Annotated in this window: 12 protein-coding genes and 1 pseudogene; 10 read left to right on the top strand and 3 right to left on the bottom strand. The window is 62.8% G+C overall.

What is annotated here, in order from left to right; translation table 11 throughout:
- The first annotated feature begins 2 nt into the window (after window positions 1-2).
- The 5 genes from ACVDG8_RS17040 to ACVDG8_RS17020 all read left to right on the top strand — a co-directional run bounded on the left by ACVDG8_RS17040 (window position 3) and on the right by ACVDG8_RS17020 (window position 5,039).
- Window positions 3-1,070 carry an ABC transporter ATP-binding protein gene (locus tag ACVDG8_RS17040; protein ID WP_447255705.1) on the top strand — a complete coding sequence of 356 codons (1,068 nt, stop codon included), beginning with the start codon at window positions 3-5 and terminating at the stop codon, window positions 1,068-1,070.
- Window positions 1,071-1,139: 69 nt separating this feature from the next.
- The gene (locus ACVDG8_RS17035; protein WP_447255704.1) at window positions 1,140-1,625 is read left to right on the top strand and encodes a hypothetical protein; all 486 of its coding nucleotides are present in this window, start codon (window positions 1,140-1,142) and stop codon (window positions 1,623-1,625) included.
- A gap of 158 nt (window positions 1,626-1,783) precedes the next feature.
- Complete coding sequence (locus ACVDG8_RS17030; protein ID WP_447255703.1) at window positions 1,784-3,223, top strand: aldehyde dehydrogenase family protein; 1,440 nt, start codon at window positions 1,784-1,786, stop codon at window positions 3,221-3,223.
- A 140-nt stretch (window positions 3,224-3,363) separates the two neighbouring features.
- Window positions 3,364-3,945, top strand: coding sequence for a DUF1349 domain-containing protein (locus tag ACVDG8_RS17025; protein ID WP_447255702.1), 582 nt, complete (start codon window positions 3,364-3,366; stop codon window positions 3,943-3,945).
- Between the two features lie 83 nt (window positions 3,946-4,028).
- Entirely contained in the window at window positions 4,029-5,039 is a 1,011-nt protein-coding gene (locus tag ACVDG8_RS17020; protein WP_447255701.1) for a glycosyltransferase family 10 domain-containing protein, read from the top strand.
- A gap of 4 nt (window positions 5,040-5,043) precedes the next feature.
- On the opposite strand, the gene ACVDG8_RS17015 is transcribed toward ACVDG8_RS17020, so the two are convergent.
- Both ACVDG8_RS17015 and ACVDG8_RS17010 read right to left on the bottom strand, forming a co-directional pair.
- Window positions 5,044-6,102 (bottom strand): glycosyltransferase, encoded by a 1,059-nt coding sequence (locus ACVDG8_RS17015; protein ID WP_455707796.1) that lies wholly within the window; start codon window positions 6,100-6,102, stop codon window positions 5,044-5,046.
- A gap of 308 nt (window positions 6,103-6,410) precedes the next feature.
- Window positions 6,411-7,184 (bottom strand): helix-turn-helix transcriptional regulator, encoded by a 774-nt coding sequence (locus ACVDG8_RS17010; protein ID WP_447255699.1) that lies wholly within the window; start codon window positions 7,182-7,184, stop codon window positions 6,411-6,413.
- A gap of 164 nt (window positions 7,185-7,348) precedes the next feature.
- Between ACVDG8_RS17010 and ACVDG8_RS17005 the strand changes: the two genes are divergently transcribed.
- From ACVDG8_RS17005 to ACVDG8_RS16985, 5 genes and pseudogenes are all read left to right on the top strand, one after another.
- A complete protein-coding gene (locus ACVDG8_RS17005) occupies window positions 7,349-9,436 on the top strand; it encodes a hydantoinase/oxoprolinase family protein (protein ID WP_455707845.1) in 2,088 nt (695 codons plus the stop codon).
- Between the two features lie 14 nt (window positions 9,437-9,450).
- Window positions 9,451-11,654: pseudogene (locus ACVDG8_RS17000) on the top strand (hydantoinase B/oxoprolinase family protein).
- On the top strand, window positions 11,651-12,136 hold the full coding sequence (locus tag ACVDG8_RS16995) for an acetone carboxylase subunit gamma (protein WP_447255696.1): 486 nt from the start codon (window positions 11,651-11,653) through the stop codon (window positions 12,134-12,136). The pseudogene ACVDG8_RS17000 and the gene ACVDG8_RS16995 overlap by 4 nt, the downstream one beginning before the upstream one ends.
- 13 nt (window positions 12,137-12,149) lie before the next feature.
- Window positions 12,150-12,920: a glucose 1-dehydrogenase gene (locus ACVDG8_RS16990; protein WP_447255695.1), complete on the top strand. Its 771-nt coding sequence runs from the start codon at window positions 12,150-12,152 to the stop codon at window positions 12,918-12,920.
- Window positions 12,921-12,938: 18 nt separating this feature from the next.
- Window positions 12,939-13,766 (top strand): SDR family NAD(P)-dependent oxidoreductase, encoded by an 828-nt coding sequence (locus ACVDG8_RS16985; protein WP_447255694.1) that lies wholly within the window; start codon window positions 12,939-12,941, stop codon window positions 13,764-13,766.
- A 59-nt stretch (window positions 13,767-13,825) separates the two neighbouring features.
- Here ACVDG8_RS16985 and betI read toward each other — a convergent pair whose 3' ends face one another.
- The gene (gene betI, locus ACVDG8_RS16980; RefSeq protein WP_447255693.1) at window positions 13,826-14,464 is read right to left on the bottom strand and encodes a transcriptional regulator BetI; all 639 of its coding nucleotides are present in this window, start codon (window positions 14,462-14,464) and stop codon (window positions 13,826-13,828) included.
- Window positions 14,465-14,516 lie beyond the last annotated feature (52 nt).

Below are 14,516 nucleotides of genomic sequence, written 5' to 3'. Positions count from 1 at the left end.
CGATGGCTTCCGTCACGCTGCAAAACGTCGAGAAGGACTATGGCGCGCTGCGCATCCTGCACGGCGTCGATCTCGAAATCGCCGACGGCGAATTCGTCGTCCTGGTCGGCCCGTCCGGCTGTGGCAAGTCCACGCTTTTGCGCATGATCGCCGGCCTGGAGGACGTCACCGGCGGCGAGATCCACATCGGCGAACGTCTGGTCAATGACGTGGCGCCCAAGGACCGCGACATCGCCATGGTGTTCCAGTCCTACGCGCTCTACCCGCATATGGACGTCTCCTCGAACATGGGCTTCAGCCTGCTGCTCAAGAAGGCCGAGAAGACGACGATCGAGGGCAGGGTGGGCGCTGCCGCCAAGCGGCTCGGCCTCGACAGCTATCTCGGCCGCCTGCCGCGCCAATTGTCCGGCGGCCAGCGCCAGCGCGTCGCCATGGGCCGCGCCATCGTGCGCGACCCGAAAGTCTTCCTGTTCGACGAGCCGCTGAGCAATCTCGACGCCAAATTGCGCGTCCATATGCGCGCCGAGATCAAGGCGCTGCACCAGCAGCTCAAGACGACGTCGGTCTATGTCACCCACGACCAGGTCGAGGCGATGACCATGGCCGACCGCATCGTCGTCATGCATGACGGCTATGTCCAGCAGGTCGGTCCTCCGCTGGACCTTTACGACCGGCCGGCCAACACTTTTGTCGCCGGCTTCATCGGTTCGCCCGGCATGAATTTCTTGCCGGCCAAAGTTGCCAAGGGCGGCAAGGTCGACGCCGTGCTCGCTGACGGCCAGAAACTAAGACTGCCGGATGGCCTGCCGTTGCAGGACGGCGATGCGCTGACCATCGGCCTGCGGCCCGAACACATCAAGCTCACCGACGACGGTGTGCTGAAGGCCGAAGTCGGGGTGGTCGAACCGCTCGGCCTGTCGACGCAGTTCTATGTCCAACTGGCCAACCAGCAGATCTGCGTTTTCGTCATGGGCCGCAGCGACGTAAAGCCGGGCGACACGATCCGCCTTGCCGCTGAGCCGGCGGCGCTGCACCTTTTCGATCCGAAAAGCGGCGATCGTATTGGTTAGGTCTTCGGTGCGACAATCGAGACGGTAGGCTAAAATCGTCCCTGTTGATTCGTCTCGACAGGAAGCAGCATGAGCAAGGCCCTGGGCACATTCGCATTGGTCACCGTGTTCAGCGCCTTGCTGATGGCTTTGTCGCTGGCCGTAGCAAGGCACGGCTATCCCTATGGCGCCTTTGGCGTGAAGCGCCTCGACGGCATCGCCGACGCCGGCTCCTTCCTGGCCATCGCCGCTATCTATTTCTTCGGCGCCATGCTGATGATGATCCTGCCGATCCGCGCCGCCGGCGTCGTCCTGACCCATGCCGCCGATGCGATCTTCTGGACGACGATCGTGCTCTTCGCGACCATTGTCGGCTCGCTTCTCGCCCGATTGGCCTTCGGTCAGAACAGCGTGCTCTTGGCGCTTCTCAACTGGCGCTTCCTGTTTGTCGCGGCGATCGTTGGCGCGCATCTCACCATGAACGATCTGCGCCGCAACCTCCTGCTCAGAAGCCTGTTTTTCGTCGTCTTCGCCGCGGTCACGCTGGCCTGCCTGTTCTGGTCGTTCTCCGCCTGAAAATAGGTTCGGCGCAGCGGCTCTCGGAATGGACTTTCACGATTGAAGGCCTAGGTTTACTGAAGGCTCGGCTGGACCTCCGCGCGCCCAGCCACTATATCATTTGTCTGACAATTGATCGGCGCTTACCGCCGTGACAATCCCTCGAAGGAAATAACATGACTTTGCTCCGCAAGAACTTGATCGATGGCGAGTGGCTGGGCGAGGCCGGCTCGCGCAACATCAATCCATCGGACACCAACGATGTGGTCGGCGAATACGCATCGGCGGGTCCTGAGCAAGCAAAGCAGGCCATTGCGGCCGCCAAGGCGGCCTTTCCAGCCTGGTCGCGCTCCGGTCCGCTGGCTCGTCATGTGGTGCTGAAGAAGGCCGCCGACGAGATCACGGCGCGCAAGGACGAGATCGGCCGCGCACTGGCCCGCGAAGAGGGCAAGACGCTGGCCGAAGGCGTTGGCGAAACGATCCGGGCCGCCCAGATTTTCGATTTCTTCGCCGGCGAGACACTGCGTCTCTCAGGCGAGCTGGTGCCGAGCGTGCGGCCGGGCGTCGGCGTCGAGTTGACGCGCGAAGGCGTCGGCGTCGTCGGCATCATCACGCCATGGAATTTCCCGATCGCCATTCCCGCCTGGAAGATCGCGCCGGCGCTCGCCTACGGCAACACCATCGTCTTCAAGCCGGCCGAACTGGTTCCCGAAAGCGCCTGGACCATCGTCGATATCCTGCACCGCGCCGGCCTGCCCAAGGGCGTGCTCAACCTGGTCATGGGCAAGGGCTCGGTGGTTGGCCAGGCCATGCTCGACAGCCCCGACGTCAACGCCATCTCTTTCACCGGCTCGGTCGGCACGGGCAAGCGCGTCGCCGCGGCGAGTGTCGAGCATATGCGCAAGTTCCAGCTCGAGATGGGCGGCAAGAATCCGTTCGTCGTGCTCGACGACGCCGATCTTGCGGTCGCTGTCGATTGCGCCATCAACGGCGCGTATTTCTCCACCGGACAGCGCTGCACGGCTTCCTCGCGGCTGATCGTCACCGAAGGTATCCACGACCGCTTTGTCGAGGCCATGAAGGAGCGCTTGGACAAGCTCGTCATCGGCGATGCGCTCGACGCCAAGACGCAGATCGGTCCGGTCGTCGACCAGACCCAGCTCAAGCAGGATGAGGATTATATCGCCATCGGCCGCCAGGAAGGCGCCGAGCTTGCCTTCGGCGGCGAGCGGCTGGAGCGTGGAACACCGGGCTTCTATCTGCAGCCGGCGCTGTTTGTCGGTTCCACCAATGCGATGCGCATTTCGCGCGAGGAGATCTTTGGCCCGGTCGCCAACGTCATCCGCGTCAAGGATTATGACGAGGCGTTGACCGTCGCCAACGACACGCCGTTCGGCCTGACCTCCGGCATCTGCACCACGAGCCTCAAGCACGCCACGCATTTCAAGCGCAATTCGGAAGCCGGCATGGTCATGGTCAACCTGCCGACCGCGGGCGTTGACTTCCATGTCGCCTTCGGCGGCCGCAAGGGCTCCAGCTACGGCTCGCGCGAACAGGGCCGCTACGCCATGGAATTCTACACCACGGTGAAGACCGCCTATACATTCGCCGGCTAAAGCAATTCCAGGAAAAGTGTGAGCGGTTAAGTTCGGCGACTTCGCCATAACCCTCCGTCCGGAATTGCGTCAAAACAAAGAGTTGAAGCGTTTCGCCGTTTCCGAGAAACGGTGAAACGCTCTAATCGGAAGACCGAGCGATGACGTCGAGCATGGCCGACATGACCTGGCTCAATCCGCCGCCGCACCACGTGGTCAGCGACGGCACGCTTCAGGTCCGTACCGGCAAGGACACCGATTTCTGGCGCGAAACCTTCTATGGCTTCTGGCGGGACGACGGCCACTTCCTCTATCGGCCGGTCGAGGGTGACTTCAGCGCCGAAGTCACCGTCAAGGGCCATTATGAGATGCTCTACGATCAGGCCGGGCTGATGCTGCGCCTGAGCGAAACGCATTGGATCAAGGCCGGCATCGAATACACCGATGGGCTGGCCTACTTCTCGGTCGTCGTCACGAACGACACATCGGACTGGTCGCTGGTCAGCATTCCGACGAGCCCCAACGGCACCCGTATCCGCTTGACCCGCCACGCCGAGGCGATTCGCATCCAATATCTCGATGCCGCGGATGGTCACTGGAAACCGGTGCGACTCGCCTATTTCCCGATCTCGAAATCCGTCGATGTCGGCATGATGTGCTGTTCGCCGCAGCGCGAGGGTTTTGACGTGACGTTTACCGATTTCACCGTCGGCCCGCCTATATCGAGAGAATTGCACGACTGACGGTATACATTAGAAACCGATGATGCTTCCCCGATCCCGCGGAAGAGCGTATGAGAGGGCATCGACTTGGCCCTGGGGGACCGATGCCGTCAGACGTTCCGCTCATCCTTTTCTACACGCGCGCCTTCAAAAAACCCATCGACGTCGCCGCCATACCGCAATGCCGCGTTCCCGTTGAGTGGACCACCGACCGCAGCCGCCTTGCCGAGGCCGATGCGGTCGTGTTCCACATCCCGAATGCTCGCGAGATCGGCGATGCCCGCAAATATCCTGGACAGCTCTGGGTCGCCTGGTCGATGGAGAGCTTCGAGAACTATTCCAAACAGGCCGATCCCCACTTCATGCGGCACTTCGATCTTACGATGACCTACGAATCCGGAGCGGACGTCTGGGAGCCTTATCTGCCCAAAGCCGAATGGTGGGAAGCGACACGCAGATCGGCGATTGTGCCCAAGACCGAAGCCGCGCTGGCTGTGACTTTCCAGTCCTCCAAGCTCGACAAAAGCGGGCGCGCCGCCTTAGTTGCGGAACTCTCCAAAAGCATCGGCGTCGATCGCTATGGAAGGTTCAATCGCCGCGCGAAGCTCCAGCCCAATCGGCACATCGAGGGTCCGGATCTTGGCCTGCAGACAAAGCTCGAAACCATCGGCCGCTATCACTTTTGCCTGGCGTTCGAGAACTCGATCGCTCCCGATTACGTCACCGAAAAGATGTTCGACCCGTTGGCGGCCGGCACGGTGCCGGTCTATCTCGGTGCTCCGAACGCCGCCGAATTCGTTCCCGAACATTCCTATATCGATGCGGCATCCTTCAGGACGCCGGCGGAGCTTGCAGCCTATCTTCGCCATCTCGCCGAAACGCCGCGAGACTATGAGGCTTACCTGGCCTGGCGTTCAAAGCCGCTGCCGGACCGCCTTGTTCGACGCCTGGAATTGATCGAAACTGCATCGAAATACCGTCTCGCGGAACTTGTGCATCGATTGGTTGCTGAGCGTGGTGGAGTGCCATCGGGCCGGCCCTCCCTGCCATTTGGCTGGATGGCATTTTTGAGGACACGGCGGGAGCGCTGGTGGATGGCTCGCGCCGGTCACTGATTGTCTAGCCTAGCCCCTGGCTCACAGCTTCGCGGATTGCCTGGGGGCCAAAGCGGCCCCATGCGGTTTCAAGCGCTCGGATGCGCATGCTGCCCATGCGGCCCAAGTCCGAACAGAGCTCGACCGCGAGATCGGCAAGGCCTTGCTCGGAACTGGAGAACAGCGCGTCTTCTCCATCGACGAGATCGAGCCCTTCAGCCGCGAGCGGTGTCGCCACGACCGGGACGCCTGAGAACATCGCCTCGAGTATCTTGATGCGTGTGCCGCCGCCCGTCGTAAGCGGAATGACGGTGAGATGCGCTGTCGCCAGCAGCGGTCGGACATCTTGCGGGTTCTCGACCAGCGTAACACCATCGAGTGCCGACAGCGCTCGCACGGCGGCATTCGGCGATCGACCGACAAGCACGAGCTTTGCCATCGGCAATGCCTGCCTGATGCGTGGCAGGATCAGGTGCGCAAGACGCTCTGCCGCATCGACGTTCGGCGGGTAGCTGAGGTGCCCGACAAAAACGATCGTCGGGAAGCCATTGGCAGCGTCGGGCATTGGCGGCAGCGCGTGTGGCTTTTCTTCGGCGCGCGGAATGCCGTTCGGTACGACGTCGATCGGTATTGAGTGCGTGATGATTGCCTTGAGCCGCTTGCGGTCAAGCTCCGAGCAGACCCATATCCGGTCGGCGATTCCGGCTGCTTTCCGCTCCAACGTCCTGAGATTTGGGGCGAACGGCCGCCGCCATTTCTCCTGCGGCGACTGGAGGATGAGGTCTGATTCGACATTGTGCATGTCGAGGATCAGTCGTTCGGCCAAAGACCGCAAATGACCCAGCAGCTTGAGCAGCGGCGTGCCCTCGACGACAATGGTATCGGGGCGAAAGTCCTGCATCAGCGTCTTCAGGCGGGCCAGGGCCGAGCGTGGAATCTTGGTCTCGCCATTGGCTCTTCGCCAGCCCAGGAGCGGCCCGCGCTTTTCACCAGCGATGGTTAGCGATGCAAGCCGGATATCCAGGTCGCCAGGCAGTGTGTCGATGGTTGGCGGCTTGATGGAAGCAACGCAGACTGGACCCAATGTGGCGGCCGCCGCGACATTGCCGTAGATCCTGAGATCCGTCCCGGAAGTTGGCGGGAAGGAGGCTCGTGGCAGACGAACAAAATACGTCTGGTGGATGTTTCGTTCTGCCGCAATGACGCGCGCGCATGATCGATGCGTTCTTCAATCTGCATGTGACGCATCGGCAAAATCCCGTACGGGGTCCGATCCCGGATTTGCATCTACCCACCGACGCTGCCGTCGCGCAATGGTCGACGCCAGCAATGCCTGCTCCAGCGGCTATGGGCGCCGGGACAGTGCCGCTTGATCGTCGCCGAACGTCCCCTCTATACGCGGTGCTGGAAGAACTGCAGGAACAATTCGCGCTCGGTGGTGATGTCGAGCTTTTCGTAGATGCGCCGGCGATGGTTCTTAACCGTGCCGACGGTGATGCCGAGCCGCTCGGCGATGTTGGCGGTCGGGTGCCCGGCAAGGATCAGCTGCACCAGCTCGCGCTCGCGCAAGGACAGCTCCGGCCACAGGCTTTGCGGGATGCTCGGCTTCTGCTGCGGCGAGGCGCCGGGACCGGTCGGCGCCGAGGTGCGCGAAAAATCGCTGCCGCGGGCTTTGATGTCCAACGCATGCAGCGCCTCGAACACCGGCAGCCGCTCGTCCAGCAAGGCGATCTCGCCGTCCTTGAAGGAAGAGGTCGAGCGGTCGAGGAAGATGCCGAGGCACCAGTCGCCGCCATCGGCGAGCAGGATGCCGACCTCGTCGCAGATTTCGGACTGCGCCAGGAAGCCGGCGATATACTGGCCGCGCTTGGCTTCTTCGTCCGCCAGCCCCTTGAGCGGGAGGATGCCGAGACGACGCTCGCGTCGCCACGAGGCATAGAACGGGTCGAAGACGTAGTAGTCGTCGAGGTAGCGCCGCACCATTTCGTCGGAAAAACGCCGGTGCTTGACGAATTCGGGCGTCTTGGTCGCCGAGTAGCGGGTGACCGTCACCAAGTCATGCGCAATGTCGGCCCCGATCAGGTCGATCAGGCAGTCGACATGCCGGTCGGTGCCGGTGGCCGCGATCGCCCTGGCCAGCGGCGCCCAGATATTGCCCATGCGCATGCCCTTTTCTCGGCGAACCGCGCCGCGCGGTCATTGTGTCTTTAGGCATATGGCGCGATCGGCGCGATCGAATCTAGCCTGCGGTCATTCTCGAAGAGGGAAGGCGACCCGTGGACCCGATCACTACCAACCCCATCGTTATCGGCATCGACGCCGGCGGCACCATGACCGACACCATCCTTGTCGATCAGGACGGCCACTTCAAGATCGGCAAATCGGCGACCACGCCGAAGGACGAGGCCGAAGGCTTCCTTGCTTCCGCCGAGGATGCGGCCGATGCCTGGGGCATCTCGCTGGAGACGCTGTTTTCCGGCGTCAACGTCGTGCTCTATTCCGGCACCGGCATGCTCAACACGCTGCTATCGCGCACCGGCCGCCGACTTGGCCTGATCACCACCAAGGGCCTCGAGGACATGATCCTGATGGGCCGCGGCTTGCAGGCCTGGGCCGACTATTCCTATGCCGACCGCCTGCATGCGGTGACCCACCAGCATCCCGACCCGCTGGTGCCACGCCGCCGCACCCATGGCGTGACCGAGCGCATCGACCAGTTCGGCGACATCATCCTGCCGCTCTACGAGCACGAGGTGCGCATCGCCGCCAGGAAGCTGATCGCCGACAAGGTCGAGGGCATCTGCATCATGACGATCTTCTCGCACGTCAATCCGACGCATGAGAAGCGCATCGCCGAGATCTGCCGTGAGGAGGTCGCCGCTGCCGGCGCCGATATCCGGGTCTACACCAGCCACGAGGTCCGCCCGGTCATCCGCGAGCAGTCGCGGCTGAATTCGGTGCTGATCGAGGCCTATGCCACCTCGCGCGGCCGCAAGCAGCTCAAGGGCATCGAGGACGTCGCTAAGAAATACGGCTTCAAATACGGCGTGCAGACGCTGTTGTCGTTCGGCGGCCTGACCTCGATCAACCATCCACGTCTGCATGAAACCATGATCTCGGGCCCGATCGGCGGCATCCTCGGTGCAGCCTATGTCGGCAAGCTGATCGGCAACGACTCGTTGATCTGCTCGGATATGGGCGGCACCTCCTTTGACATGGGCGTCATCACGCGTGGCCAGACGCGGATCGAGAACGAGCCGCTGATGGACCGGTTCAAGCTCAACGTGCCGACGCTGCATCTCGACACGATCGGCGCCGGCGCCGGCATGATCCTGAAGGTCGACCCGCTGACGAAAAAAGTCTCGCTCGGGCCGGAAAGCGCTGGCTCCGATCCCGGTCCGATCTGCTTCGCCAGGGGCGGCACCGAACCGACCATCGCCGATTGCGACGCAATCCTCGGTCGCCTCAACCCGCATTACTTCCTTGGCGGCAAGGTCGTGCTGCAGGTCGAGAGGGCCAGGGCCGCCTTCGAGGAAAAGTGCTCGCGCCTGCTCGGCGTGGGTGTCGAGGAGGCCGCCGAGGGCATGATCGACATGCTGGAGGCCGACGCCAACAACGCTCTGCGCCGCGTCATCTCCGGCCAGGGCATCCACCCGTCGGAATTCACGCTTCTGTCTTATGGTGGCTCGGGCCCATTGCATCTTGCCGGCTGCTCGCGCGGCATCGGCTTCAAGGACATCATCACCTTCCAGTTCGCCGCCGCCTTCTCGGCTTTTGGCTGCACCACCGCCGATTTCATGCGCCGCCATTCGGTGTCGACGCAGCATGACATCAGCGCACGCGCCGGCGATGACGAGCTGCTGGCTTTCGGCAGGAAGGTCACCAATGTCTGGGACGATCTCACCAAGGCGGCGGTCGATGAGATGATCGAGGACGGCCACGCGCGCGAGAAGATCAAGACCGTGCCGTTCCTGATGATGCGCTATACCGGCCAGCTCGAGGACGTCGAGGTGATGGCGCCGCTGTCCGCCATCCATTCGGCCGACGACATGCGCAAGATCATCGACGAATTCGAGGCGGTCTATGCCAAGGTCAACCATCGCGTGTCGCGCTATGGCGAAGCCGGCTTCTCGATCACCGAACTGGGCTTGATCGCCACCGCTGACAAGGTCAAGCCGGTGCTTTTGAAGCGCCCGCTCGGCAAGTCGGATCCGGCGGCCGCCCACAAGGGCGTGCGCGAGGCCTATATCGGCGGCCGCTGGCACAAGGCCAATCTCTACGAGATGGACCTTCTGCAGCCCGGCCACGAGGTCGTTGGCCCGGCCATCATCGAACATCCGGCGACAACGCTCGTCGTCCACCCGCAAGACCGTGTCCATGTCGATGAATGGACGCTGCTGCACTACACCCACGCTTGAGAAGGGCGACCGCCATGCTGGACAAACCCGCTTCCGCCCTGCGCATCCGCGAACGGCTGATCGAATCCGAACGGCTGATGGAAGAGACCGGCTGCTATGATGGCATCACCGAACTCCATCTGCGCAACCAGGACCCGCTGAAGTTCGAGACGCTGCACACCAAGCTGCGCGCCTACTGCGTCTCGGCCCGCGAAATGGCCCGCCGCATCTCGGCTTCGCCGGGCGTGCGCGAAGTCGGCGAGATGGTCGTCGCCATCTACACGCCGGAAGGCGATGCGATCGCCCTTTCCAACGGCATCATGGTGCATGTGCACACCATGAGCCGCTTCATCAAATGGATGATCAGGCAAGGCTACGAGGAAAATCCTTGCATCCGCGACGGCGACATCTTCGCCAACAACGACGCCTTCATCGGCACCGTGCAGGTGCCCGATGTGATGGACGTGGTGCCGATCTTCCATTCCGGCAAGCTGGTCGGCTGGGCGGGTGCGGTCTGCCACGAACTCGAGGCCGGCGGCATCACGCCCGGCGGCGACGTGGCGCTTGCCCAGGAGCGCTTCACGGAAGGGTTGTTCGTCTGCGCCGAAAAAGTCGGCGAGAATGACGAGATCCGCCGCGACTACGTCATCCGCTGCGAGCGCAATTTGCGCATGCCGATCTATTGGGTGCTCGACGAGAAGGCCAAGGTCGCCTCCTGCATCGACATGCGCGAAAGCGTCAAGCAGCTGATCGACGAGATCGGCCTCGACTATTGGATGCAGGTGTCGAAGGAGTTCATCGAGGAAGGCCGCCGCGCCCAGCTCGCCCGCACGCGTCAGTTGACTGTGCCCGGCATCTATCGCGGCCATACCTTCTACGGCCATGTCACCGCCGGCAAGCCTGGCTACCAGCCGCTCGGCGACCCCGACTGGCTCTACAACATCCCGATCGAGATGGAGATCAGATCGGACGGCAAGATCGTCATGGATTTCGAGGGCACGCAGCCCTGGGGCTACCATTCGATGAACTGCACGCCGGCCGGTATGGATGGCGGCATGTTCGTCACCCTGACCCAGCACATGAACTTCGAAGGTCTGGTCAATGACGGCGCCTGGATGGCGACCGAACTGAAGCTGCCGCACGGCACCTGGACCAACCCCGACAACGAGATGGTGGCGACCGCTACTTCGTGGGCACTCCTTTTGCCGGCTTACGGCGTGTTCCAGCGGCTGCTGTCGCGCGCCTTCATCGGGCGCGGCTTTGTCGAGGAAGCTTTCGTCGGCCAGGTCAACAGCCCGATGATCGAGATGGGCGGCACCAGCCAGTACGGCAAGCTGTTCGGCATGGCGCATTTCGAATGCGCCGCAGCCGGCTCCGGCGCGCTCGCCATCAAGGATGGGCTCGACACCGCCTATGTCGGCTGGAACCCTGAATCCGACATGGGCAATATCGAGATCTGGGAACAGAACATGCCGATGCTCTATATCGGCCGGTCCATCGTTCCCAATTCGGGCGGCGCCGGCAAATATCGCGGCGGTTGCTCTTTCGTCTCGACCTGGCTGGTCAGCAAGACCGACCATCTGAGACTGGTGACCTCGGAGCATTCCTCCCGCGTCTTCGACAATGGTGGCATGTGCGGCGGCTATCCGGCGCCGACCTGCCAGAAGCACCGGGCGGTGCGCGACAGCAACATCTTCGAGCTTGCCGCAAAGGAGCGCCGCTCGCCCATCACACCGGCACCAACCCGCATCGCTCGGAACTCGAAGTCCGGCTGCAGGGTGAGCATGTGACGATGGAAGGGCCTTACATCACCGCGCCGCACAAGACCGGCGACGTCTTCACTCACTCCTACAATGGCGGCGGCGGCTATGGCGACGTGCTGGAGCGCGATCCGCTCAAGACGGCCATGGATGTCGAGAACGGCTATCTCACCAAGGAAGCAGCCGAAGGTATCTTCGGCATCATGCTGGACGAGGATGCAGACGGTTATCCTGTCGCCAACATCGAGGCCACCAAGCGCCACCGCGCCGAGATGCGCGCCAAGCGCCTTGCGCAGGCCAAGCCGGTTTCGGAGTGGATCGCCACCGAGCGCAGCCGTGTCGAAAAGGCCGACTTCGCGCCCGAGGTGAAGAAAATGTATGCCAGCGCCATCAAGCTGTCGTCGCGTTTCACCAGGGATTTCAGCGATTTCTGGAACGTCGACGCCAAATCGATCTTCATGCCGGGAGCAAAGCCATGACCTCGTACAGCAAGGAAGTCATCGCCGATCTGGTCGCAGGCACGCTGCCCTGGCCGCAGACGCGCCGCGTCATGAGCGCCTACAAGGACGACGACCGCTTCTTCAAATATGTCGCGGTGCTGCAGGACCGCGTCGGCTGGAAGGACCCGATCCTGCTGCCGGTCTCGGATCACCTGTTCATCTGCCAGAGCGGCGATGAGCGTGTGACGAAATGCGAATGCGGCCATTCCTTCGGCGACTATCGCAAGAACTGGAAGCTCAAGGCCGCGGTCATCGTGCGCAACACCGAGGAGGCGCTGCGCGAGATCTATCCCAACAGCGATATTCCCGATCCGCAATGGATGGAGATCCGCGAATTCATCTGCCCGCAATGCGGCACCATGCACGAGGTCGAGGCGGCGGCCCCAGGCTACCCGATCGTCCACGATTTCGAACCGGATCTCGAGGGCTTCTACCGCGAATGGCTCGGCAAACCGCTTTAGGGAACAGGATGTTGTGAACCGCGTCGCAGGCAAGGTAGCTTTGGTCACCGGGGCCGGCATGGGCCTCGGGCGGGCGGCTGCTTTGCTGCTTGCGGCCGAAGGCGCCAACCTTGTCGTCACCGACATCGATGAGGCGGCGGCTCACCAGACGGCCGACCTGATCGCCAGGGGCCGTGGCGAATGCCTTCATTTGCAGCATGACGTCTCCGTGCCGGAAGCCTGGCCGCGCGTGATGGCGGCGGTGTCGAAGCGTTTTGGCCGGCTCGATGTGCTGGTCAACAATGCCGGCATCGCCATCGCCAGGAACATCGAGGACACCTCGCTTGAGGAATGGCGGCGCACCATGGCCGTCAATCTCGACGGTGTCTTTCTCGGCTGCCAGGAGGGCATAAAGCTGATGAAGAGATCCGGCGGCGGATCGATCATCAACCTGTCTTCCATCGACGGCATCATCGGCGAGGCCGAACTTGCCGCCTACTGCGCCTCCAAGGGCGGTGTGCGCACCTTGACCAAGGCGGTCGCCGTTCACTGCGCCGAGCAGCGCTACGGCATCCGCTGCAATTCCATCCACCCGGGCTACATTTGGACGCCGCAGACGGAAAATTACCTGCGCGATCTCGGCACGCTCGACGCGGAAAAGGCCAAGGCTTTGTCGCGCCATCCGATCGGCTTCCTCGGCGAACCCGACGACATCGCCTACATGGTTCTCTATCTCGCCTCGGACGAATCCAAATTCGTCACCGGCTCCGAAATGGTCGTCGACGGAGGCTACCTTGCAGTGTGAATATGGAGACAGTATGCGATGACCAATCTCACCGGCCGCAGCGCCATTGTCACCGGCGGCTTTTCCGGCATGGGCTTTGCCATCGCCACGGCGCTTGCCAAAGCCGGCGCCAATGTCGCCGTCGGCTCCTATGTCGCGCCGCCGCAGGCGGGCAGGGTGGATGCGGCCTATTACCCTGGCGCGGAAGAGATCGAGCGGGTGCGGTCGGCACTGGCGGCGCATGGCACCAAGGTGCACGCCGCCCATCTCGATGTGCGCGACAGCGATCTTGCCAACTGTTTCATGGCGGAGGCCGAAGCGGCCATCGGTCCGGCCGATATCCTGGTCAACGCCGCCGGCACCACCGCCGAGCAGCCGGTCTGCGGCCATTCCGACGAACTCTGGGACAAGATCGTCGACACCAACCTCACCGGGGCGTTCCGTACGACCCGCGCGGTGTTGCCGGGCATGATCGGGCGCGGCTGGGGCCGCATCGTCAACATCGGTTCGACCGCCGCTTCCGTCGGCTGGAAGGACAATCCGGCCTATTGCGCCTCCAAGGCCGGCCTGCTTGGACTGACCCGCTGCATCGCGCTCGAAGGCGCCCCGCATGGCGTGACCTGCGTGATGATCAGCCCGACCTGGGTCGAGACCGAATTGATGCGCCGCAACGTCGCGCAGGTCGTCGAGCGCGAGGGCAAGGGCCGCAGCGCCGAGGAGGTGATGGACGAATTCAGAAAGGGCAATCCTCAAGGGCGCATGATGCAGCCAGAGGAGATCGCGGCGCTCGCCGTGTTCCTCTGCTCGGATCTTGCCAAGGGGATCACCATGGAGAACATCCAGATCACCGGCGGAGCCTTATGGTGACACCCGCGCTGGCAAAGAGCGCTTACAACCGCTCGCCGCCGGCGATGCATTCGGGAGCGTCACGCCGCGCGCAACGGAAGCCGTTTCAGCTTCGACACCATGCCCGCGCCAAGCATCTTTTCGGAATACTCGACGAGCAGCGCCCTCGCTTCCAGATGCGAGATGTCGTCGTTGGAGTGGCCGCGCCGCAGCCAGAAGCCGTCGAGCATGGCGGCGAAGCCGCGCACGAAATGGTCGATCTCCGGTTTGGCGCACAGCGGCGACAGCGCCGAACCGATGTTCGACCGCAGGCGCCTGTAAAACAGCTCCTGCAGCCGGACGTAACGCGGATTGTGCGCGGCCTCGGCATAGAAGGAAATCCAGGCATTGGCGGTGTTGCGCTCGAACTTCTCTTCCGGGAAATTGCCGTCGACGATCGCCGTCAGGCGCTCCCACCGGGTGCCGGCCCGGCGCAGATTGACCACCACGGCGTCCATCAGGACGCGGTTGGCGTACCGCACCATCTCGAACAGAACCTGGTCCTTGTCCTTGAAATAATAGGTCAGGATGCCTTGCGACATGCCGGCCTCGTGGCAGATGCGGGTGGTCGTCAGCCCCTTCAGGCCATCGCGCAGGAAGATGCGGTGCGCCGCTTCGATCAGCTCGATCCGCCTGATGTCCTCGATGCGGGTCTTCTGTTTCTTGGTCCTGGTTGCCATGGGTTTCGTATATCCGACGAATTTTTTGTACGCTCTAACAAATTTTTCTATT

It is taken from the genome of Mesorhizobium sp. ORM8.1 (genome assembly GCF_053005525.2).
This window is presented reverse-complemented; position numbering and strand designations above follow the sequence as displayed.

Coding starts and splice junctions, on each gene's coding strand:
- ACVDG8_RS17040 (WP_447255705.1), top strand. CDS start 3: ATGGCTTCCGTCACGCTGCAAAACGTCGAGAAGGACTATGGCGCGCTG.
- ACVDG8_RS17010 (WP_447255699.1), bottom strand. CDS start 7,184: ATGCGCATGGGCAATATCTGGGCGCCGCTGGCCAGGGCGATCGCGGCC.
- ACVDG8_RS17025 (WP_447255702.1), top strand. CDS start 3,364: ATGACGTCGAGCATGGCCGACATGACCTGGCTCAATCCGCCGCCGCAC.
- ACVDG8_RS16995 (WP_447255696.1), top strand. CDS start 11,651: ATGACCTCGTACAGCAAGGAAGTCATCGCCGATCTGGTCGCAGGCACG.
- betI (WP_447255693.1), bottom strand. CDS start 14,464: ATGGCAACCAGGACCAAGAAACAGAAGACCCGCATCGAGGACATCAGG.
- ACVDG8_RS17020 (WP_447255701.1), top strand. CDS start 4,029: ATGCCGTCAGACGTTCCGCTCATCCTTTTCTACACGCGCGCCTTCAAA.
- ACVDG8_RS16985 (WP_447255694.1), top strand. CDS start 12,939: ATGACCAATCTCACCGGCCGCAGCGCCATTGTCACCGGCGGCTTTTCC.
- ACVDG8_RS17030 (WP_447255703.1), top strand. CDS start 1,784: ATGACTTTGCTCCGCAAGAACTTGATCGATGGCGAGTGGCTGGGCGAG.
- ACVDG8_RS17035 (WP_447255704.1), top strand. CDS start 1,140: ATGAGCAAGGCCCTGGGCACATTCGCATTGGTCACCGTGTTCAGCGCC.
- ACVDG8_RS17005 (WP_455707845.1), top strand. CDS start 7,349: ATGACCGACACCATCCTTGTCGATCAGGACGGCCACTTCAAGATCGGC.